This is a genomic window from Rhodococcus sp. MTM3W5.2 (assembly GCF_001984015.1).
Lineage (GTDB): Bacteria > Actinomycetota > Actinomycetes > Mycobacteriales > Mycobacteriaceae > Rhodococcus_G > Rhodococcus_G oryzae.
Map to the genome: position 1 here is coordinate 4,466,371 of NZ_CP019572.1, position 21,490 is coordinate 4,487,860.

Annotated in this window: 19 protein-coding genes and 2 pseudogenes; 9 read left to right on the forward strand and 12 right to left on the reverse strand. The window is 71.0% G+C overall.

The features are described 5' to 3' along the window. Positions 1-40 precede the first annotated feature (40 nt). Genes egtD through egtA form a run of 4 tightly spaced genes read right to left on the reverse strand, consistent with a single transcriptional unit; the run spans position 41 to position 4,355 of the window. Positions 41-1,012, reverse strand: coding sequence for an L-histidine N(alpha)-methyltransferase (gene egtD / locus BTZ20_RS20205; protein WP_077042588.1), 972 nt, complete (start codon positions 1,010-1,012; stop codon positions 41-43). Further along, entirely contained in the window at positions 1,009-1,767 is a 759-nt protein-coding gene (gene egtC / locus BTZ20_RS20210; RefSeq protein WP_077042589.1) for an ergothioneine biosynthesis protein EgtC, read from the reverse strand. Before egtC ends, egtD begins: the two co-directional genes overlap by 4 nt. Beyond that, positions 1,768-3,123, reverse strand: a complete 1,356-nt coding sequence (gene egtB / locus BTZ20_RS20215) for an ergothioneine biosynthesis protein EgtB (RefSeq protein WP_077042590.1) — start codon at positions 3,121-3,123, stop codon at positions 1,768-1,770. Then, positions 3,120-4,355: an ergothioneine biosynthesis glutamate--cysteine ligase EgtA gene (gene egtA, locus BTZ20_RS20220; RefSeq protein ID WP_077043857.1), complete on the reverse strand. Its 1,236-nt coding sequence runs from the start codon at positions 4,353-4,355 to the stop codon at positions 3,120-3,122. The genes egtB and egtA overlap by 4 nt, the downstream gene beginning before the upstream one ends. Before the next feature lie 167 nt (positions 4,356-4,522). Between egtA and BTZ20_RS20225 the strand changes: the two are divergent. Continuing rightward, positions 4,523-5,691, forward strand: a pseudogene (locus BTZ20_RS20225) (aminotransferase class V-fold PLP-dependent enzyme). On the opposite strand, the gene BTZ20_RS20230 reads toward BTZ20_RS20225, so the two are convergent. Further along, positions 5,688-6,176 (reverse strand): FABP family protein, encoded by a 489-nt coding sequence (locus BTZ20_RS20230; protein ID WP_077042591.1) that lies wholly within the window; start codon positions 6,174-6,176, stop codon positions 5,688-5,690. The pseudogene BTZ20_RS20225 and the gene BTZ20_RS20230 sit on opposite strands and share 4 nt — an antisense overlap. Positions 6,177-6,482: 306 nt before the next feature. On the opposite strand from BTZ20_RS20230, the gene BTZ20_RS20235 reads away from it, so the two are divergent. From BTZ20_RS20235 to BTZ20_RS20245, 3 genes are all read left to right on the forward strand, one after another. Further along, positions 6,483-7,124, forward strand: coding sequence for a 50S ribosomal protein L25/general stress protein Ctc (locus BTZ20_RS20235; RefSeq protein WP_077042592.1), 642 nt, complete (start codon positions 6,483-6,485; stop codon positions 7,122-7,124). 114 nt (positions 7,125-7,238) lie between these two features. Next, positions 7,239-7,820, forward strand: coding sequence for an aminoacyl-tRNA hydrolase (gene pth / locus BTZ20_RS20240; protein ID WP_077042593.1), 582 nt, complete (start codon positions 7,239-7,241; stop codon positions 7,818-7,820). Positions 7,821-7,900: 80 nt separating this feature from the next. Beyond that, entirely contained in the window at positions 7,901-8,413 is a 513-nt protein-coding gene (locus tag BTZ20_RS20245; RefSeq protein ID WP_077042594.1) for a hypothetical protein, read from the forward strand. Positions 8,414-8,438: 25 nt separating this feature from the next. Here BTZ20_RS20245 and BTZ20_RS20250 read toward each other — a convergent pair. Further along, positions 8,439-10,075: pseudogene (locus tag BTZ20_RS20250) on the reverse strand (fatty acyl-AMP ligase). A gap of 319 nt (positions 10,076-10,394) precedes the next feature. On the opposite strand from BTZ20_RS20250, the gene BTZ20_RS20255 reads away from it, so the two are divergent. The 5 genes from BTZ20_RS20255 to BTZ20_RS20275 all read left to right on the forward strand — a co-directional run bounded on the left by BTZ20_RS20255 (position 10,395) and on the right by BTZ20_RS20275 (position 15,303). Next, positions 10,395-12,002: a peptide chain release factor 3 gene (locus tag BTZ20_RS20255; protein WP_077043858.1), complete on the forward strand. Its 1,608-nt coding sequence runs from the start codon at positions 10,395-10,397 to the stop codon at positions 12,000-12,002. Between the two features lie 4 nt (positions 12,003-12,006). Further along, complete coding sequence (gene pnuC, locus BTZ20_RS20260; RefSeq protein WP_077042595.1) at positions 12,007-12,660, forward strand: nicotinamide riboside transporter PnuC; 654 nt, start codon at positions 12,007-12,009, stop codon at positions 12,658-12,660. Positions 12,661-12,762: 102 nt separating this feature from the next. Continuing rightward, positions 12,763-13,218 carry a hypothetical protein gene (locus tag BTZ20_RS20265; protein ID WP_077042596.1) on the forward strand — a complete coding sequence of 152 codons (456 nt, stop codon included), beginning with the start codon at positions 12,763-12,765 and terminating at the stop codon, positions 13,216-13,218. Between the two features lie 43 nt (positions 13,219-13,261). Next, positions 13,262-13,963 carry a response regulator transcription factor gene (locus BTZ20_RS20270; RefSeq protein WP_077042597.1) on the forward strand — a complete coding sequence of 234 codons (702 nt, stop codon included), beginning with the start codon at positions 13,262-13,264 and terminating at the stop codon, positions 13,961-13,963. Further along, the gene (locus BTZ20_RS20275) at positions 13,960-15,303 is read left to right on the forward strand and encodes a sensor histidine kinase (RefSeq protein WP_077042598.1); all 1,344 of its coding nucleotides are present in this window, start codon (positions 13,960-13,962) and stop codon (positions 15,301-15,303) included. The genes BTZ20_RS20270 and BTZ20_RS20275 overlap by 4 nt, the downstream gene beginning before the upstream one ends. 22 nt (positions 15,304-15,325) lie before the next feature. Here BTZ20_RS20275 and BTZ20_RS20280 read toward each other — a convergent pair whose 3' ends face one another. From BTZ20_RS20280 to BTZ20_RS20305, 6 genes are all read right to left on the reverse strand, one after another. Beyond that, positions 15,326-16,183 carry an SDR family oxidoreductase gene (locus BTZ20_RS20280; protein WP_411269161.1) on the reverse strand — a complete coding sequence of 286 codons (858 nt, stop codon included), beginning with the start codon at positions 16,181-16,183 and terminating at the stop codon, positions 15,326-15,328. A gap of 130 nt (positions 16,184-16,313) precedes the next feature. Beyond that, the gene (locus BTZ20_RS20285) at positions 16,314-17,318 is read right to left on the reverse strand and encodes an enoyl-CoA hydratase/isomerase family protein (protein WP_145982369.1); all 1,005 of its coding nucleotides are present in this window, start codon (positions 17,316-17,318) and stop codon (positions 16,314-16,316) included. Positions 17,319-17,337: 19 nt separating this feature from the next. After that, positions 17,338-18,039 (reverse strand): pyridoxal 5'-phosphate synthase, encoded by a 702-nt coding sequence (locus BTZ20_RS20290; protein ID WP_077042600.1) that lies wholly within the window; start codon positions 18,037-18,039, stop codon positions 17,338-17,340. A gap of 100 nt (positions 18,040-18,139) precedes the next feature. Further along, entirely contained in the window at positions 18,140-18,628 is a 489-nt protein-coding gene (locus tag BTZ20_RS20295; protein ID WP_077042601.1) for a nuclear transport factor 2 family protein, read from the reverse strand. Between the two features lie 100 nt (positions 18,629-18,728). Beyond that, positions 18,729-20,510: an ABC-F family ATP-binding cassette domain-containing protein gene (locus BTZ20_RS20300; RefSeq protein ID WP_077042602.1), complete on the reverse strand. Its 1,782-nt coding sequence runs from the start codon at positions 20,508-20,510 to the stop codon at positions 18,729-18,731. Then, positions 20,510-21,439: a 4-(cytidine 5'-diphospho)-2-C-methyl-D-erythritol kinase gene (locus tag BTZ20_RS20305; protein ID WP_077042603.1), complete on the reverse strand. Its 930-nt coding sequence runs from the start codon at positions 21,437-21,439 to the stop codon at positions 20,510-20,512. The genes BTZ20_RS20300 and BTZ20_RS20305 overlap by 1 nt, the downstream gene beginning before the upstream one ends. Positions 21,440-21,490 lie beyond the last annotated feature (51 nt).

Here is a 21,490-nt window from a genome sequence, read left to right on the forward strand (position 1 = left end):
GCCGGGCACCACGCAAACACCGTGCGGGCCCGGCGCGGGCCTACTTCTTGTCCGCCAGGATCAGCGCGAACCGCTCGTCCGGATCGGTCCACACCCGGTCGCTGCCGAACCCCGCGGCGTCGAGCTCCTTGCCGATGCCCTCCACCCGGAACTTCGCCGAGATCTCGGTACGCATCTGCTCCCCCGCGTCGAACCGCACGTCCAGGCCGATTCCCGGCAGGCACACGCTCATCGCCTCGGCGGCCTCCAGCCGCATCTCGATCCACTCGTTGGTCTCGTCCCAGAGCGCCACGTGCCGGAACCGATCCACATCGAAGTCGGCGCCGAGTTGCTCGTTGAGCACGGACAGGACGTTCCGGTTGAACTGTGCGGTCACCCCCGCCGCGTCGTCGTAGGCCGGCACCAGCACCGCGGGGTCGGTGACCAGCCCGACGCCCAGTAGCAGTTGCTCCCCCTCGTCGAGCACCTCGGCGATCGACGCCAGGAACTCGGCCCGCTCGTCGGGCACCAGGTTGCCGAGGGTGCCGCCGAGAAAAGCGATCATCCTCGTGCCGCCCCGCGGCAGGTTGTGCAGGGTGTCGGTGAAGTCGCTGACGATTCCGTGCACGGCCAACGACGGGAACTCGTCGGCGAGCTGCCCGACGGCGGACGCCAGCGCTGCCTCCGACACATCCTGCGGCACATAGCGCTCCAGCGTTCCGTGCTCGGTCAGCGCGCCGAGGAGCAATCGGGTCTTCTCCGAGGAACCCGAGCCCAGCTCGACGAGGATCTGCGCGGAGGTGGCCTCCGCGATGTCCGCGGCGCTCGCCCGCAGCAGCTCCCGCTCGGTTCGGGTCGGGAAGTACTCGGGCAGCCTGGTGATCTCCTCGAACAGCTCGCTGCCCCTCGCGTCATAGAACCATTTGGGCGGCAGCGACTTCGGTGTCGACTTGAGCCCGATCAGGGCGTCCTCGCGTAGGTTGCCGAGCAGCTGCTCCGGCGCCAAGTGGATCTCCAGGGTCGGTTCGCTCATAGATGATCTCCCAACTCGGTGATGTTCAGGTGTCCCGGTCGTGCCTCGACGAGGTGCCCATCCGGTACGGGCTGCCAGCCCGGGTCGTCGTCGATCGGCTCCGACGAGATCATCGCGCTGAGCTCGTCCACCTTCACCGACAGCGAGTGGTAGACGGTCGTCGCCCACAGCGTCGTCCCGTTGCCTAACAACAGGTTCAGCCGCGATTCGGGCGCGGCCTCGAGAACGTCAGCGGTGACCGATGCCAGAGCGGCGGCCGGTGTACCCGCATCAAGGCGGCGCCGCACCAGCGTCCACAGCAGGGCCGAGTCCGTCAACGCAGGCATCCGCAGCAGCTCAACGGCAGGCAACCACTCGGCGAGCCCGGCCATCGAATCCGGCCAGCCCACGATCCGGCCGTTGTGGCTCAGTGCCCACCCGTCGCCGGTGAACGGGGCGCACGCGGCGCGCTCGAGCGGCATGCCGACGGTCGCCGAGCGAACCGCCGCGAGCACGGCACCCGACCGGACCTGACCGAGCACCCCGTCGACCGCAGGGTCCGCCCACATGGGCACCGGATTCCGGTATGCCTGCACGCCGTCCGGCGAACCCGGATCGCCCTTCCACCACGCCGCGCCGAATCCGTCCGCGTTGATCGTGCCGCCCCTGCGCATGTCCCGCGGGGCCCAGGACTGGTCACGCAGACTGTGCGATCCGGCGGTGATCAGTTCGCCCACCGCGCGCGGTGGGCCCAGGTAGCCCAGATGCCTGCACATCTATGCGCTCTCCTGCACGTCGCGCGCGCAGCGGAATCCGGCGAAGATCTGCCGCCGCACGGGATGGTCCCAGTTCCGGAAGGTGCCGCGGCAGGCCACCGGGTCGGTGCCGAACGAGCCGCCGCGCAGCACCTTGTAGTCGCCGCCGTGGAAGACCTCCGAGTACTCCCGGTAGGGGAACGCCGCGAAACCCGGATAGGGCAGGAAGTCCGACGAGGTCCATTCCCAGACGTCGCCGATCAACTGGTCCACGCCGTGCGGGGATCGGCCGCGCGGGTATGCGCCGACACCGGCGGGCTCGAGGTGCCGCTGCCCGAGGTTCGCGTGCAAGGAGCCGGGTTCCTCGTCGCCCCAGGGGTATCGGCGAGATCGGCGGGTCGCCGGGTCCCACCGGGCGGCCTTCTCCCACTCGCTCTCGGTGGGCAGCCGCTTGCCCGCCCACCGGGCGTACGCCTGCGCCTCGAAGTAGCAGACGTGCACCACCGGCTGGTTCGGGTTCAGGGGCGCGAGTGTCCCAAACGATCGCCGCCACCAGTCCCCCGCGCCGTCGCGCTCCCAGAACTGCGGCGCGGTCAGGCCGGCCGACCGCCGGTGCGCCCACCCGCGTTCGCTCCACAACTCGGCGCGCTCGTACCCGCCGTCCGCGATGAACTCCCGGTACTGCCCGTTGGTGACCGGGGCGACGTCGAGCGCGAATGTCGCGACGTTCACCGTGTGCGCGGGCCGCTCGTTGTCCAGCGCCCATGGATCCGTGGAGGTGCCCATGGTGAACTCCCCGCCGGGGATCACCACCTCCTCCGGTGTCACCGCACGCACCGCCGCAGGCGGCGCCGGGACGGCGCGCAAGACCGCTGGGCCGCTACGCAACTGGTGGGTGGCGAGCATCGTCTCGTCGTGCTGCTGCTCGTGCTGGGCGATCATCGCGAACGCGAAACCGTCCCGCTCGACCGGTCGGCCCGCCAACGGCGAACGATCGAGGATGTCCCACACCTTGTCCCTGACCTCGGCGACGTAACCGCGCGCCTCCTCCGGGTTCAGCAACGGCAATGCGGGCCGGTCCGCGCGAGCATGTTTGAAGGCGTCGTAGATCTCGTCGATGTCGCGGCGCACCGGTTCGCGGCCACCCACGTCGCGAACCAGCCACAGCTCCTCCTGGTTGCCGATGTGCGCGAGATCCCACACCAGCGGGCTCATCAACGGCGAGTGCTGCGCGATCAGTTCCGACTCGTCGACGCAGTCGGTGAGGGCCACGCTGCGGGCGCGGGCGCGGGCCAGCACCGTCGCGAGTTGGGCCCGCAGGGCCTCGGGCGTCGGGGTCTCGGGTGCCGTCGGGCGGGTCGAGGGGCCGGCGGTCATCGGTCGTACTCCTCTGCTGGGGTCACTCCGCGGCAACATCGTTCGGCCGCGGACGCGAGCTCCTCCTCGAACCGGGGTGACCGCGCCGCGGCCAGGAACAGCAGTTCGCTTGCGGCGCGCCGCAGTTCGCCGTCACGCAGCCCGAACTCGGCGCCGTCGCGCCACCGCCCCGCTGTCGACGCCGCGATGGCGGTGGCCTCCGCGACGGTGTCCCGGTTGCCGAGCAGCGCGGCCAGCGCCGCGATGGGCACCCGCCACAGGTCACCGGGCTGTGCGTCCAGGTACCGCACCTCCAGGTGGCCCGCGGCGCGGACAGGAGGGAACAGCGTGGTCAGGTGGTAGTCGAGGTCGGCAGGGTCCGGGCGCCTGTCGATCTCGGCGTCCAGCGCCCCTGCGATCCAGTCCGCGAAGGTGGCACCTGGCGGCGCCGACCAGTCGCCGTCGGAATCCGCGCCCCGCCCGCCGGTCACGCAGAGCAGCGGCACGTCGAGCGCCCAGCGGCCGTAGTCGGCGATCGGATCGGCGGTGTGCAGCGGCCGGGTCCGGTCCGGATCGAGCTCGAGCCAGGTCCGCATCCGCTGCGAGGCCCACCCGCCGTCCGGTGTGCCGCGCAGCCGAGGCGAACAGGCGAAGGCCGCGAGCAACGCGGGCCCGGCGTCGTGCAGCAACCGCCAGCGGGCGGCCACCTCGGCCGGATCCGCGCCTGCGTCGACGCTCACCTGGGTGGCCGCGGTGTTGCACATCATCAGCCTGCCGAACGGCCCGATCCCGTCGAACCGCTCCTCCATGGCCCGGTAGCGAGGCAGTCGCAGCAGCCGCTCGGCATGACGGGACCGGTCGGCGGCATGGGAACGGACGGTGATGCCCGCCGCGGTCAGCAGGCGACGAAGGACGGCTTCGTCGGCGGCGAGCGCGACACACAGGTCCTCGGCCGAGGACAGGGGCGCGCTGGAGAGTTCTATCTGGCCGCCGGGTTCGATGGTGACGGCGCTTCCGCTCGGCAGACTCAGAGCGGGTGAAGAAGGGGCAATCGATGTCGGTGCGTGCGGCCCCAGCGCAGCGGCGACGTCGCCGAGGTCCGGCCTGCCCCGCGCGGGGTCGTCACGCGCGGTCAGCCATTCCAGTTCGGCACCGATGAGCCGGGGTGGGCCGAGCTTGAAACACACACCACCGACGTACGCCTCCGCGGCGGCTCGGGTGGTGAGCCGGCGCGAATCCACTGCCATCGCCATCAGCTGCTCCGATCGTCGGCGGCGCGTGTTCGGCAAGTACGAATTCGACAATAGAGACCGTCACCGACACTAAACCGCGATCGCCGATCGCGCACCCGTCGCGCCGACCGCGGCGACGGTACTGTCCGACAGACAACGCCAGCTCAGTCAGTCCGGAGGGCCTGAAGATGCTCGATCAGCAACGCCTGCGCCGCGATACGCCCGGCTGCCTCGACAAGGTCTTCCTCGACAGTGCCGGGTCGTCGCTGCCCCTGAGCCGGTGCTCGAGGCGGTCATCGCCCACCTGAGACGGGAGGCCGAGATCGGCGGCTACCTCGCCGCCGGGGAGCGCGCCGACGACCTGGCCGACGTGAAGACCGCGCTAGGCGAGCTGCTCGGCGCCCGGGCAGACGACTTCGCGCTGGTGGAGAGCGCGACCAGGGCGTGGACGGACTTCTTCTACGCGGTGCCGCTCGCCGCGGGTGATCGAGTCCTGATCACCGAGGTCGAGTACGCCAGCAACGCCATCGCGGCCCTGCAGCGCGCCAGGGCGACCGGCGCTGTCGTCGAGGTGGTCCCGTCCACGCCGACCGGGGAGGTCGACCTCGACGCCCTGTCCCGGATGCTCGACGAGCGGGTGCGGCTGGTGTCGCTGGTACACGCGCCGACCAACGGCGGGCTGATCAATCCCGTCCGCGAGGTGGTTGACCTGGCGCACGGCGTCGGCGCGCTGGTGCTGCTCGACGCCTGTCAGTCGGTCGGCCAGATCCCCGTGGACGTCGCCACGCTCGGCGTCGATGCGCTCTCGGCGACGGGCCGCAAGTGGCTGCGGGCCCCGCGCGGCACCGGATTCCTCTACGTGCGCCCCGAGCTGGCCCGCGCCCTCGAACCCGCAGCGCTTGACCTGCACGGCGCGCAGTGGACGGCGACCGACGGCTACCGGATGGCAGGCGACGCGTCGCGGTTCGAGTTCTGGGAGTGCAGCGTCGCGGGCCGGCTTGGCCTGGGCGCGGCGGTCCGCTACCTGCTCGAACTGGGGATCGACGAGGTGAGCGCCGCGGTGTCCGAGCGTGCCGAGGCCGCGCGCGCCGGGCTGGCCACGGTCCCCGGCGCGACGGTGCGCGACCTCGGCCACACCCGCAGCGGCATCGTCTCCTTCACCGTCGACGGGGTTGCCCCGGCGGCCGTGCGGGAAGCGTTGGCAGCCAAGGACATCACGGTGACCGTCAGCGGCCGCGGCTCGACGCTGGTGGACATGAGCAACCGGGACCTGGAGGCGGTGGTGCGGGCGTCGCCGCACTGCTTCAACTCGTTCGAGGACCTCGAGCGGCTCGTCGAGGCGGTCGCGGCGCTCTAGCCGGTCTGGTCCTGTCTGCGCAGCTCGGCGTGCAGGTGGTGGGTGAGCGGCGTCGCGTCGTGCGCCATCCACATGTCGTAGGTGAGCAGATCTCCCGCGACCACCCAGCGTCGGCGGATCTCGTGCACGGGCTTGGCGTTCGGGGACCGGCTGAGCGTCAGCGCCGTCATCTCGAGCACGCCGTCGCGGACCTCACCCTGATGGATCTCGACGAATCCCGTTGGCTGGCTGACCAGCAGCTCGACGCTGTCCCCTCCGGTGAGCCGCAGGTAACCGTTCTCGGTGTGCATCGGCGGCCCGCCGCCCGGCTTGCGGGTCCGGGACAGGTAGGTCAGGAAGGGCTTCCCGATCGGCGTCAGGTTCACCTGCTCGTCGTACGCGAAATCCTCGATCGTCGGGTAGTGCCCCTCGCCGGAGCCCGCCCAGTGGCCGGCGAACGGGGCGAGCACGCCCAGTGGCGCCAGCGCGGCGGTTACGTCAGTCATCGGTGCTCCCGGGAGTTGTCGTGTTCTTCGATCTCCGTCCAAACCTATCGGCCACCCCCGACCCCCGCTCGATTGCGCGCGGCAGGCGTGTCGAGGCCGATTGGCGGGGGGTCGGGCATCTCCGGTATGCTGGCCTGCGTTGTCTCGGCGAGGGTGAACCACTTCGTTGGCTCACCGTGATCGACGCGGCTACGGCTACCTTTCGAGCAGTTTGCGCTCCGGGCCGTGCGCGTTCGTCCGCCCCCGTCGAGATCACCGCAATGCCACCGAATCAAATCTGATGTGAGCCGTAGGAGCTGTTTCCCCATGTCGACCGATGCCAATCGCCTCGAAGCCGCCGTCCGCACCGAGTTCGGCAAGGGTGCCGCACGCCGCGCCCGCCGCGACGGCCAGGTCCCCGCGGTCCTCTACGGCCACCAGGAAGAGCCGCGCCACCTCGCGCTGAACGCCCGCGAGTTCGCCAAGGTCCTGCGCGCGCACGGCACCAACGCCGTCCTCACCCTCGACATCGAGGGCACGGAGCAGATCGCGCTCACCAAGTCGGTCGTCGTCCACCCGATCCGCAACTACATCGAGCACGCGGACCTGCTGGTCATCAAGAAGGGCGAGAAGGTCACCGTCGAGGTGCCCGTCGTAGTCACCGGCGAGGCCGCGGCAGGCAGCCTGGTCGCCCAGGACGCCGCCACCGTCTCCGTCGAGGCCGACGCCATGAACCTGCCCGAGTCCATCGAGGTCTCGGTCGAGGGCCTCGAGGTCGGCAGCCAGATCCACGCCTCCGCCCTGACCCTGCCCGCGGGCTCCACCCTGCAGGGTGACCCGGAGCTGCTGATCGTCAACATCGTCGCCGCCCCGTCCGCCGAGGCCATGGAGGCCGAGGGTGCGGGCGCCGAGGGCGCCGAGGCCCCCGCCGAGGAGACCGCCGCCGAGGCCGAGTCCGCCGAGGGCTGAGTCGCTCCACCGCACACATCAGTGCAGCGCTAACGTCAACGGCGCGCCATCCCGCGAGGGACGGCGCGCCGTTGCCGTTCGCGGCCCCACCCCTACGACCGAGAGCCGACCGCGTTGACCCAGCCATCCGAATCAACTGCCCTCGTCGTCGGGCTGGGAAATCCAGGACCGCAGTACGAACGCACCAGGCACAACGTCGGGTTCATGGTGGTCGACGCCCTGGCCGCCCGCGAGCGGGCCCGGTTCAGCGCGCACAAGAAGAGCGGCTCGGACGCGGTCACGCTCCGCATCGCGGGCCGTCAGGTGATCGTGGCGAAGCCGCGCTCGTACATGAACCTGTCCGGCAAGCCGGTGGCCGCGCTCGCCCGGTTCTTCTCGGTCGAACCCGCAAATCTTGTGGTCGTGCACGATGAGCTGGACCTGGACTTCGGCACGCTCCGGCTCAAGCTCGGCGGCGGCGAGGGCGGGCACAACGGCCTCCGCTCGATCTCCAGCGCGATCGGCACCAAGGACTACCTGCGCGCCCGCGTCGGCATCGGCAGGCCGCCCGGCCGGATGGATCCCGCGGACTACGTGCTCAAGCCGTTCTCGTCGGTCGAGCGCAAGGAACTGGACCTGGTCTGCGAGGAGGCCGCGGACGCCGTCGAGCTGCTGCTCCGCGTCGGGCTCGAGGCCGCGCAGAACCAACTGCACTGATCGAACCGGGCTGGCTACTATCTGGGCTATGCGGCGGACGTCGCGATGGTGTGGAAATCGAAAATAACGCAGGGGGCGTAGTGGTTCGGTGGGGCGGCGCGGCGGGTGCCGGGCTCGTGCTCGTGGCCGGGATCCTGGTGGGCGGCTGCGCGAATTCGGGTACCCCCGGGGTCGCCACCGCGGCCGAGGCGGTCCAGGTCGATCCAGCCGAGTACGCGATCGGCGACGGCAAGCACGTGTTCCACCTCGTGTCCGGGGCCGCGGGCTGCTGGTTCAACCCCAACCAGGCCGACAACCAGGCGCCGCACATGCTGTGTGACCTCCCGCTGCCGAAGTCGGATCCGCCGATCGTCGACCCCCAGACCGGCGTGCGGGCGCCCGCCGACGCGATCGTCATCGAGCCCGACGGGGTCCACAAGGTCGTCAACGTCGCCGGGGCCTTCATCACGGGCCAGTTGCTGCCGCCCGGCTCGACGCTCACGGTCGGGGAGCTGTCCTGCACCGCTCTCGACGGCAAGTCCATGTCCTGCAGGGGACCGGCCGGATCGTTCAGTTTCGACGGATCGACCGCCGAGGTCAGCATCCGCGAATAGCCGGCCCTTTCGACGCTCCGCCCGATCACGCCCCGCTCACCAGCGAGGCCGACCGCCCGCGCCGCAGCTTGCCGGAGGACGTCTTCGGGATGCTGCCAGGACCGAGCACGGCAACCGTCCTCGGCCGCACGCCGACCTCCGAGACCACCGCGTGCACCACCTCGTGCTCGATCCGCTTGACCTCCTCGGGGTCCTCGTGGTCGTTGGTCTCCACCGCGACCGCGAAGGACTCCCGCTTCTGCCCTGCATCGAGCCGCACCGCGACGGCGTTGCCCGGACGCACTCCCCTGACGGTGCACGCGGCCCGCTCGATGTCGGTCGGGTAGACGTTGCGCCCACCCATGATGATCACGTCCTTGACGCGCCCGCACACCACCATCAGACCCTCTTCGGTGAAGTATCCGACGTCGCCGGTGTTGAACCACCCGTCCGCATCCTGCGCTGGCCTGTGCCCGTCCACCGTGAGGTAGCCGGGGGTGACGGACCCGCCCCTGAGCTCGATGATGCCGACCCCTCGGCGTGGGAGCACCCGTCCGTCCTCACCGACGATGCGCCCCTCCAGGCCCGACACCAGCGGGCCGAGCGTCGGGAGCCTGCGGGCATTGGCGCGGTCGGTCGGTACCGCCAGGCCCCCGCCTCGAACAGGTCCGGATCCACCAGGTCCAGCACCAATCCCTGCCCCGGCTGGGGCAGGGAGACCGCGAGGGTCACCTCGGCCATCCCGTACGTCGGCGCCAGCGCCGACGGGTCAAGCCCGAATCGTGCCCCCGCCTCCGCGAGCGCGAGCATCGTGTCGGCGTCCACCGGCTCCGCCCCGTTGAGCAGGCAGCGCACCGTCGACAGGTCCACGACGCCGTCCTCGGCCTGTGCGAGCCGCCTGGCGAGCAGGGAGTACGCAAAGTTCGGCGCGGCGGTGACCGAGCCCCGGTACTTGCCCATCAGTTCCGCCCACAACAGCGGCGAGGTGAGGAAGTCCATCGGCGTGATGCTGACGATCTCGGCGCCGATCTGCATCGGCAGGGTGAGGAAACCGACCATGCCCATGTCGTGGAACAGGGGCAGCCAGCTCACCATCACGTCGTCGTCGACCGAGAACTTGATCCGGGAGAGCATCGCGCAGGAGTTCGTGTAGAAGTTCCCGTGCGTGATCTGCACGGCCTTCGGTGAGCCCGTCGATCCCGACGTGAGCTGCTGCAAAGCGATGTCGGATTCGGCGGTCCGCACGGGATCGATCTCGGGTCCCGCGCGCAGGTCGCCGATCGTGACGACCCTGATGCCGCGCTCCTCGAGCAGCGGCGCCGCCGCGTCGAAGGGTGCGCCGAGGATGACCGCCTTGGCCGAGATCATGTCGATGACCGTCTCGGTGTCCTCCGCCCAGACGATCAGGTCGGTGCGCGGAGTCGGCTGGTGCAGCATGGTCACGGATGCCCCACGCATCCAGATGGCCTGCACGGACGGGGCGATGTCCACCGGCTGACCGGCGAGGATCCCGATCGCATCGCCGTGGCCGATGCCCGCGGCCGCGAGCGCGCCTGCCATCGCGCGGGCGACCGCATGGATCTCGCTCCAGACCTGGCGGTGCGGACTGTCCGGTTCCCCTGTGACGAGCCCATGGAGACTGTCCGCAGCGTTGGCATACATCTCATCGGTGAACCGGCTCATGACGCCCTCCTCCGCACGATGGAGGGACGAGGCGGTCGGGCGCGGTGAACGCCGCACCGAGGGCCCCAGAGCCCTCACTGGTACTTCCGGAAACGCAGTTCGGCCGTTACTCCCGCGGGGCCACGGCCTGGTTCGGGGTGCACTCGAGCATAGGCGCCACCCGCACGGGTAGCCTGGCATATTGGCGTTTCGCCATCTTGTCCGTCTCATATCAGTTAGGAATCCCGGTGACCACCGAGCCCGCGCCGGCGTCTGCCTCCACCTCCCCGACGCCCCCGCGGAGGTCGCCTCGGCCGGGACCCCCGCAACGCCGAAGGGCCTGGCCGCCGAGGCCGCCCGGCGACGGACCTTCGCGGTCATCTCGCACCCGGACGCCGGTAAGTCCACGCTCACCGAAGCGCTCGCGCTGCACGCGAAGATGATCTCGGAGGCGGGCGCCGTGCACGGCAAGGCCGGTCGCCGGTCCACCGTCTCCGACTGGATGGAGATGGAGAAGGCCCGCGGCATCTCGGTCAGCTCGACCGCACTGCAGTTCAACTACAAGTCCGGCGAGTCCGAGCCGAACGATCCGATCAGCGTCATCAACCTCGTCGACACCCCGGGTCACTCCGACTTCTCGGAGGACACCTACCGGGTGCTCACCGCCGTCGACGCCGCGGTCATGCTGATCGACGCCGCCAAGGGCCTCGAGCCGCAGACCCTCAAGCTGTTCCAGGTGTGTCGCCACCGCGGCATCCCGGTCATCACCGTGATCAACAAGTGGGACCGCCCGGGACAGACCCCGCTGGAGCTGCTCGACGAGATCCACGAGCGGATCGGCCTGACCCCGACTCCCCTGTACTGGCCGGTGGGCATCGCGGGCGACTTCCGCGGCCTGCTGCGGCGCGGCGAGGACGGCGCCCCGCAGGAGTACATCCGGTTCACCCGCACCGCGGGCGGCGCCACGATCGCACCCGAGGAGATCCTCGACGCCGACGCCGCCGCGGCGCGTGACGGCTCCGACTGGGACACCGCGGTCGAGGAGAGCGAGCTGCTCTCCGCCAGCGGGCAGGACCACGACCAGGAGATGTTCCTGGCCGGGCAGACCTCCCCGGTCATCTTCGCCTCCGCGATGCTGAACTTCGGTGTCCGGCAGATCCTCGACACCCTGGTGGCGCTCGCGCCGGCCCCCGGCCCGCGCGACGACATCAAGGGCGCCCTGCGCGAGGTCACGGATCCGTTCAGCGCGGTGGTGTTCAAGGTGCAGGCGGGCATGGACACGAGCCACCGAGATCGCTTGGCGTTCATGCGGATCGTCTCCGGCGTCTTCGAGCGCGGGATGGTGGTGACGCATGCCCAGACCGGCAAGCCCTTCACCACCAAGTACGCGCAGACCGTGTTCGGCCGCGAGCGCTCCACTGTCGAGTCGGCGTACCCGGGCGACGTGGTCGGCCTGGTGAACGCGACCGCCCTTGCCCCCGGCCACACCCTGTTCACGGACAAGAAGGTGGAGTTCCCGCCGATCCCCTCGTTCGCGCCCGAGCACTTCTCGGTGCTGCGCGCGGAGAGCGCGAGCAAGTACAAGCAGTTCCGCCGTGCGGTGGAGCAGCTCGACTCCGAGGGCGTGGTCCAGGTGCTGCGCAACGACATTCGCGGCGACGCGGCGCCGGTGATGGCGGCCGTCGGCCCGATGCAGTTCGAGGTGGTTGCCGCGCGGATGAAGGCGGAATTCTCGGTGGAGGCCCGGATGGAGGGCCTGCCCTACGCGCTGGCCCGCCGCACGGACGCCGAGTCGGCCACCGAGCTGGGCCGCCAGCGCGGGGTCGAGGTCTTCACCAGGTCCGACGGTGTGATGCTCGCCCTGATCAGCGACAAGTGGCGGCTGCAGTACCTGCAGAAGGAGCTTCCTGAGCTGACCCTCGAGCCGCTCGTCGCGACCGCCGACTAGCTCCGTGAACCCGCTGCTCACCCTGTTCGATGCGGAACTGCACATCGGCGGGGCCACGATCCTGTGGCGCGAGATCGTCGGCAACACATTCGGTATCGCGTCCGCGATCGGCGGGATGAAGCGCGTGGTGTGGGCGTGGCCGGTCGGCATCGCCGGAAACGCGTTGCTGTTCACCGTGTTCATGGGCGCGCTGTTCCACACCCCACAGGAGCTGAACCTGTACGGCCAGGCCGGCCGCCAGCTGATGTTCATCAGCGTGAGCGTGTACGGCTGGACGCAGTGGGTGCGTTCGCGGCACGAGTCCGGCCAGGCGGTGCAGCCGCGGTGGGCGCCGCCGCGGGACCGGCTCCTGCTGGTCCTCGCGATGGCCGCGGGCACCGTGGCGTTCGCGCAGATCTTCGCCCGGCTCGGGTCATACGGGCCGTGGGCGGAGGCGTGGATCTTCATGGGCTCGATGCTCGCCACCTACGGGATGGCCCGCGGCTGGACCGAGTTCTGGTTGATCTGGATCGCCGTCGACGTCGTCGGCGTCCCGCTGCTGCTCAAGGCCGGCTACTACCCGTCGGCGATCCTGTACCTGGTCTACGCGGGCTTCGTGGTGTGGGGGTTCGCGGTGTGGCTGCGGATCCAGCGTCGGACGACACCCGTGCGGGTCTAACCAACCCCTAATGATTCGCTAACGGGCGCCGAGTTTTTCGTCCCTACCTTGGGTCGTGTCGAGGCCACCTCCGGCTCCGACACACGACCGAAGGAGACCCCAATGCGTAAGTCCCTCAACACCGGCATCGTCCGCAAGCGCGCCGGGATCGCGGCCGCCGGGCTGGCTGCCGCCGCCGCGATCGCGGTGCCCGGCGTGGCGTGGGCGAACGACGCCATCCCGCAGGGCGCGGCGGTCGCCGTCGGCGAGTCGGCCCCCGCGGTGGCCGGCGTGCCCCTGGACGCGGAGACCTGCGCGGCGATGGCCATCGAACTCAGCCCGGAGACACTGCAGAAGATGATCGAGAACGGGACCGCGGCGCCCGCCGTCGCGACTGTCCCTGCCACCCCCGCAGGCGAGCCGGGACTTGCCGTCACGAAGATGCTGACCGAGGAGGAAGCGCAGCGGATGATCGCCGACGGAATGATCGTGCGCGACGCCGCCCCTGCCGTTCTCCCGAGGGCGAGGTGCAGACGCTGGACATCCAGATGGACGAGAGCGCCCCGGCAGGTGCCGTGACCGTGGCCCGCGCCTGCTAGGACACCCTCGCGGCCCTGGCACCATGGATGCGGTGACCGATACCGCCCGCATCCTCGTCGTCGACGACGACCCCAAGGTCCTGGCCTCGCTGGAGCGGGGGCTCCGTCTGTCCGGGTTTCACACCGACACCGCGACGGACGGGGCCTCCGCCCTGCGGGCCGTGTCCGACGAATGCCCCGCCGCGATCGTCCTCGACGTGAACATGCCGGGCCTCGACGGCGTTGGCGTGGTCACCGCGCTGCGGGCGATGGGCAACGAGGTGCCGATCTGCGTGCTCAGCGCGCGCAGCTCGGTCGGGGACCGGATCGCGGGCCTCGAGGCGGGCGCGGACGACTACCTGACCAAGCCGTTCGAGCTCGGCGAGCTGGTCGCCCGGCTGCGGGCACTGCTGCGGCGGGCACCCAGGGCCGTCGCACCGGCCGGGACCGTGACGGTCGGGGCCCTTGAGGTGGACCTGCCCGGGCGGCGCGCCCATGTCGCCGGCCGCAGGCTCGACCTGACCAAGCGCGAATTCGACCTGCTCGGCGCGCTGGCGGAGAACGCGGGCGTCGTTCTCAGCCGGCCCCAGCTGCTGCGCCTGGTCTGGGGCTATGACTTCGACGCCGACACCAACGTGGTCGACGTCTTCGTCACCTATCTACGCAAGAAACTGGAGGCGAACTCGATGCCACGAGTTCTGCACACCGTCCGCGGCGTCGGATTCGTCCTGCGGGCGCAACCGTGAGGCGGTCGCTGTCGCTGCGGGCGCGGGTCGCCATCGTGTCGGCGCTGTCCGCGGCCGTGGTCATCGTCGCGATCGGCGCCGCCATCGCCATATTCCTGCGGGTGAACGGCTCCGAGCAGATCGACCGGACGCTCGACTCGGTGACGTTGGCGGTCCCGACCGACGCGGCCGACACGGCAGTCATGGCGCCGGCCCTCCCGCTGCCCGCCGTCGTGGCCACAGGGTCCGCGGAGGCCGCCGTGGCCGAGGATGCGACCAGAACCGAGCTGATGGCAGGCACCGCGGTCCGCGTCCGCGACGTCGCGGTCCCCGGAGAACCGGGCGCCTTCCTCGCGCTGACCGTCCCGGAGGACCCGCTGACCCAGGCCATCCGGCAGCAGCAGGTGGCGGTCGCGATCGCCGCCGTGGTGGCGATCGCGGCGGCGGGCGGGCTGGGCTGGCTGCTGGCCGGGCGGGCGGTGCGCCCGCTGCGGCTACTGGCCGATGCCACCCACGACATCGGCGACGACCCAAGGGCGGCGCGTCCGAGCGTGCGCGGGGCGCGGGAGGCCGAGGACCTGTCGGAGGCGATGGGGCACATGCTCGACCGGATCGCCGCTGCCCAGAAGCGGACCGAGGAAGCTCTTGGTTCGGCACGCGACTTCGCCGCGGTGTCCGCGCACGAGTTGCGCACCCCGCTGACCTCGATGCGGACCGACCTCGAGGTGCTCTCGACGATGCGGCTCACCGGCGAGGAGCGCGAGGAGATCCTCCGCGACCTGCTCGGCACGCAGCGTCAGGTCGAGACGACCCTGACCGACCTCGAACGGCTCGCGGTCGGCGAGCTGTCCGACGTCGCGGACCACGAGCAGCTGGACCTGGCCGAGCTCGTCGACCGCTGCGTGCAGGCGGCCGAGCGCATCCACCCCGACCTGGACATCACCGTCTCCGCACCCGAACCCGTTGTCGTGCGCGGCATTCCGACCGGGCTACGAGTTGTGCTCGACAACGCCATCACCAACTCGGTCCGGCACGGCGGGGCCGGGCGGGTGCTCGTCACCGTCCGCGCTGACGCCGACGGCGCCGCCGTCATCACCGTCGACGACGACGGAAGCGGCGTGCCGGAGGCCGAGCGGGCATCGGTGTTCGAGCGCTTCGTCCGCGGCACCGGCTCCGGCTCCGACTCCGAGGGGTCCGGGCTGGGGCTCGCGCTGGTCGCCCAGCAGGCCGAGCTGCACGGCGGCACCGTGGAGTTGGTGGACAGCCCGCTCGGCGGCGTCCGGCTTGCCCTTCGGCTCCCCCGCTCCGGCCCCGCCGAGTGTGCACCCACCGTCGCCGCCACCCGGGCGATGCCCCGATAGCCGCACACTCGACCGGCAGCGGTCAGATCCCGGCGCGCCGCACGAGGGCGTCGGTGACCGTCGGGGCGAAGTTGTCCAGGAACCGCAGCAGCTCCGCGTAGGTCGGGAGCAGCTCGACCGGCCGGGTTCGGATCGCGGTGACCAGCCAGGACGCCGCGTCCTCTGGGGTCAGCGCTGGCATCGCGTCGTAGTCCTTGGTCGGCGCGATCATCGGGGTGCGGATCAGCGGGAAGTGCACGGTCGTCACGGATACCCCGCGGCCGTCGAGTTCGGCGCCGAGGTCGCGCCCGAACGCGCTGACCGCGGACTTCGACGCGTGGTACGCCGCGAACTTGGGCATGACGCCGCCCGGCACGCCCCAGGTGGCCACGTTGACCACGTGTCCCTGCCGTCGCTCGAGCATCTCCGGCAACAGCGCGAGGGTGAGCCGCACCGGGCCGAAGTAGTTCAGGGCCATCGTGCGTTCGAAGTCGTGGAACCGATCGAGAGATTCCTCGACCGGGCGGCGGATCGACCGGCCCGCATTGTTGACGAGCACGTCGACGGGACCGAGCTCGTCACGGACGAGGGTCCGCAACCGGTCCACGTCGTCGGGGTCGGTGAGGTCGCAGGGCACGGCGTGCGCGGTCCCGCCCTCGCCCACGATCTCGTCGCGCACGGCCTCGAGCGCCTCGGCGCCCCGTGCGACGAGGATCAGCTCGGCGCCCTCGGCGGCGAGTCGCCGTGCGGCAGCCTCCCCCACCCCGGACGAGGCCCCGGTCAGCAGGATCCGCTTGCCCTCGATCCGGTGCTCGCGGATCGGCAGGAACTTCGCGGCGATCGCCCGGGCGGACGGGATCGGGCTCAGCGCCGCACGGGCGAGGATCTCGGTGATCACGATTGCTGGCTCCTCCAGTAGGGATGGCGGATTCGATGCTATCCGCGCGCCCCCGAACCCGGCCGAGTGTGCAGTTGCCGGGGCATCGCCAGGGAAGGGCGACCGCAGCTGCACACTCGGCGGGGCGGGCGGGCTAGGCGAACAGCGCGGCGATCGCGTCGCGGTCCACCTCGGCGAGGCTCGACGGCGACCAGGATGGGTTGCGGTCCTTGTCGACCAGCACCGCGCGCACGCCCTCGGCGAAGTCGGGCCCGGTGGTCACAGGGGCGGTCAGCGCCAGCTCACGATCGAGGCACCGCGACAGCTCGTCGTCCGCGCCGCGCCGGATCAGCTCCGCGGTGACGAAGGCGGCGGTCGGCGACACCGCGGTCAGCGCGGTCCGCGCCTGCGTCGTCCACTCGTCGTCCCCGGTCAGCCCCGCCAGCATGTCCGCGGGGGTGCCCTGCGCGAACACCTCGTCGATCTCCGCCTGCCGCGCGGCCAGCGGCGCCTCGGGGGCCTGCTCGCCGAACTTCTCGAGCGCCTCGGTGGCCGAGCCACCGCGGATCGCGTCGGCCAGCTCCGCCAACCGCTCGCTCGGCACGAAATGCGTCGCCAGTCCGAACGCGACCGCGTCGCCCGCCGAGGCCCTGGCGCCGGTGAGCCCGAGATACATCCCGGCCGCGCCGGTCAGCCGCGGCAGGAAGTGGCTCGCGCCCACGTCCGGGAAGAACCCGATCGCGGTCTCCGGCATGGCCAGCACCGCCCGCTCGGTCACCACCCGGACCGAGCCGTGCACCGAGATGCCGAGCCCGCCGCCCATCGCGGCGCCGTCGATCAGCGAGATGTACGGCTTCGGGTACTCGCCGATCAGCAGGTTGAGGCGGTACTCGTCGGCGAAGAACCCGTGCACGAACTCCCGGTCGCCGCGCAGCACAGCCTCGCGCACGGCCTTGATGTCGCCGCCCGCGCAGAACGCCCGCTCGGAACCGCTGGTCACAAGGACCGTCTCGACCGCCGGGTCGTCACGCCAGCGCAGCAGCGGCTCGTACAGGTCACGGATCATGCTCGGGTCGAGGGCGTTGAGCGCCTTCGGCCGATCCAGCACGATCTCGCCGACGCCGCCCGCGACGTTGGTCCGGATGAAGCTCATGCACACTCCCGTTCACATGTTCTGGTCACGGCCACAGGACGTCCGTGATCCACCCAGCGGTCGACCGCCCCGCGGGCGGCCCGGGCCGCCGGTACCGCAACCGTTGGTGTCTGCGCCCCGGATCGGCGAGCCAGAACTCGACGCTGTCCGGGACCAGGCACCAAGCCTGCCAGGCGGGCGCGACGAGGCCCGGGTCGGCCTCGATCCGGACGACCGTCTCGGCGACCGCGTGGTCGTACTCGACCGCATCGACCAGGACCTCGCTCTGTCGGCTGGCAGCGGCCACCGCGCGGGCGGTCACCGAGCGTTCGAGGTAGTCCCGCGCGCTCACCTGCGCCTCCCCCGGCTCGGCGTGGCCGCGGACCCGGACCTGCCTGCCCACCCCCGCCCAGTAGAAGGTCAGCGCCGCCGAGGGGTTCGCCGCCAGCTGACGACCCTTCGGGGAGACCACCGAGCCCGAGAACCACCAGCCCCGCTCGTCGAGGTCCTTGAGGATGAGCACCCGGGCGTCGACCCGGCCGTCGTCCCCCGTCGTCGACAGCACGGCGGCCTGGGGTTCCGGCACCCCGGCCGCGACCGCGTCCTCCAGCCAGCGCAGGAACAGCGGCGACGGGGTGGGCGTCGGGTCCAGGACATCGGCAGGCGCCGCGTTGGCCGTCAGGGCGGGCAGGGCGCGCAGCCACGCGCGGGTGTCGGCAAACGAGGACCGGGGCGCGATGTCAGGCACGATCGAACCCTAGGCCCCGACCGCGGTTGCGCGCACCTCGACGCCGAACCGCCGACCGAGAGTGCCTCGGGCCGAACACGTTTCGACCCGCCGGTCTCCGTCAGGCGGAGGCCTGGGTGGCGGCCGGGGTCACCGAGAGCGCCCACCGGCTCGAGGTGACCTGGAAGCTCGGGATGTCGGCGAGGGAGATGACCACCTCGTAGGTGCGCTCGTAGCCCGTGTGCGAGATGCGCCATTGACCGTCCGCGCCCCTGGCGTACCGATCGTGATAGTAGGCCGCACCGCGCAGCATCATCCCGTCCTCCGGAATGATCACCGTGTCCGAGAGCACCCAGACCCCGGACGCGCTGTCACCGTTCACGTCGATCTCGGGCTGTCCGGTCAGGTGCTCGGTCAGCACGTGCGGGGCGAGCGTGATCTCCATGAAGGAGACCAGCGCATCACGATCCTCGAACCGGAGATGCTCGCCGTAGGTCGCCGTCGCGTCGGGCAACAGGGTGTCGCGGAACGTGGCCCAATCCTTGGTATCCAGCGCGCGGGTGTACCGGTATTTGAGTCTGCAGATCTCGGCGACGGCCTCCAGATCCATGATGCACGCCTTCCATGACGGGACTCATGCACAGATACTGACCTGCTCGCAGACTAGTCTTCTTCGCCTGCGAAGGAGACCGGAATGGGTGAGCGCCGGTTCACTCCAGCTCGGCGGCCAGCTCCATCCAGCGCTCCTCGGCGCCGTCCTTGTCCATCACGACCTGCTTGAGCTCCGCGTCCAGCGACTGCAGCTTCGCCGGATCGGTCGCGGCCTCCGCCAACGCCGCGTGCAGCTTGGTCTCGCGCTCGTCGAGCTTGACGATCTGGCGCTCGAGCTTGCTCAGCTCCTTGCGGGCCGCCCGGTCCGCGGCGCCGTCCCTCACCTGTGCGGGTGCGGACGAACCCGACAGCGCCTGGCTGGTGGTACCGGCGGCCTCGACCGCGGCCCGACGCCTGCGCAGGTAGTCGACGATGCCCCCGGGCAGGTTGGTGAGCTTGCCGTCACCGAACAGCGCCCAGGTGGAGTCACAGATCCGCTCGATCAGGTAGCGATCGTGACTGATCACCACCATCGTGCCCGCCCAGCCGTCGAGGATGTCCTCGAGCTGCTGCAACGTGTCGATGTCCAGATCGTTGGTCGGCTCGTCGAGCAGCAGCACGTTCGGCTCGGACATCAGGACCCGGGTCAGCTGCAGCCGTCGGCGCTCGCCGCCGGACAGATCGCCCACCCGGGTGCGCTGACGGGCCGGTGTGAAGCCCAGCCGCTCGGCCAGCTGACCAGCGGATATTTCCTTGTCGCCCAACACGATCCGCTCGGCGACGTCCTTGACCGCCTCGAGCACGCGCAGGTCGGTCGGCAGGTCGTCGAGTTCCTGGCGGAGCCAACCGATCTTGACGGTCTGACCCTGCTTCCGTCGGCCCGTCGCGGGCTCGAGTTCACCCGCGAGGGTGCGCAGCAGCGTGGTCTTGCCGGAGCCGTTGACGCCGACCAGGCCGATGCGCTCGCCGGGCGCCAAGCGCCAGGTCAGATCGTTCACCAGTTCCCGGCCGTCCGGCGCGGCGATCGTGGCGTCCTCGAGTTCGATGACCACCTTGCCGAGTCGGCTGTTCGCGAACGACGCCAGCGCGACCTTGTCCCGCGGCGGGGGCACGTCGGCGATCAGCGCCTCGGCTGCCTCGATCCGGTACTTGGGCTTGGAGGTACGCGCGGGCGCACCGCGACGCAGCCAGGCGAGTTCCTTGCGGGCCAGGTTCCGGCGACGCTCCTCGGAGGCGTCGGCCTGCCGGGAACGCTCGGCGCGGGCGAAGATCCAGTCGTTGTAGCCGCCCTCGTAGGCCTCGACCTTTCCGCCGACGACCTCCCACGTGCGGTTGGCGACGGTGTCGAGGAACCACCGGTCGTGGGTCACCACGACGAGGGCACTGCGCCGGTCGACGAGATGCTCGGCCAGCCACTGCACGCCCTCGACGTCGAGGTGGTTGGTCGGCTCGTCGAGCACCAGCAGGTCCAGGTCTTGCACCAGCGCCGCGGCCAGCGCCACCCGGCGCCGCTCGCCACCGGACAGCCCCTCGACCATGCGATCGAGGCCGACGGCGTCGATGCCGATGCCTGTCAGGATCGACCGGATCCGGGCGTTGCCCGCCCATTCGTGTTCGTCGACCCCGAGCGGGGCGAGGACCACGTCGGCGACGCTCGAGCCCGCGGGCAGCACGCCGCGCTGGGTCACCACCGCCATCCGCAGTCCGCCGACCCGGCTCACCCGGCCGGAGTCCGGCGGCTCGATGCCTGCGAGCACCTCGAGCATGGTCGTCTTGCCGCCGCCGTTGAGGCCCACGACACCGATCCGCTCGCCCTCCTGGACGCCGAGCGACACCGAGTCGAGCAGCGGTTTGATCCCGAATGACTTCGAGACCTGCTCCAGATTGATCAGATTCGCCATCAGTGCTCCGTCTTGTCGTCGATCACGCGGGCACCGGGCACCGGGCCGTGGGCTGTTCGCACGGTCCGGCAGACGCCCGCGCCCGCCAGTTCCGCGCTGACCGCCACGGCCGCGTCGGCGTCCGCGCAGAGAAAGGCACAGGTGGGCCCAGAGCCCGAGACGATCCCGGCCAGGGCACCCGCGGCGGTACCCGCCCGCAGGGTGCGGCGCAGCTCCGGCTTGAGGGACAGCGCCGCGGGCTGCAGGTCGTTACCGAGCAGGGGGGCCAGCTGATGGGGATCGCCGATGGCCAGTGCGTGCATCAGCTCGTCGGGGTCACCGAGCCGGGGCGGGTCGCCCTCGGCCCGCAACCGGTCCAGCTCGCGGAACACGTCCGGGGTCCGCAGCCCACCCTTGGCGAGCGCGAGGACCCAGTGAAAGGTGTTGCGGGACAGCACCGGCAGCAGCTTCTCCCCGCGACCGGTACCGATCGCGGTGCCGCCGCGCAGCGAGAACGGCACGTCGCTGCCGAGCCGGGCCGCGTACTCGTCCAGATCGGCGCGCTCGAGGCCGAGCTCCCAGAGCTCGTCGAGGGCGACCAGCGTCGCCGCGGCGTCGGCGCTACCGCCGGCCATGCCACCCGCGACCGGGATGCCCTTGGCGATCGCGATCGCGACCGCGGGTTCCCGGCCCGCCCGCTCGGCGAGCAACTCGGCCGCCTGCCAGACCAGGTTGCGGTGGTCCGTCGGCACCACCCGCGCGCTCTCGCCCTGCACCACGACCGAGAGCTCGTCCGCATGGCGGACCTCGACGTCGTCGTGCAGCGAGAGCGCCTGGAAGACCGAGGTGAGCTCGTGATAGCCGTCTTCGCGCAGGTCACCGACGCCGAGGTGCAGATTGACCTTCGACGGTGCCCGGACGATCACCGGGCGAGGAACAGCGGACAGCACAAGGCACCAGCGTAGTGGAACAAATGCGGTCCGATGACCGCGCCGAGGGGA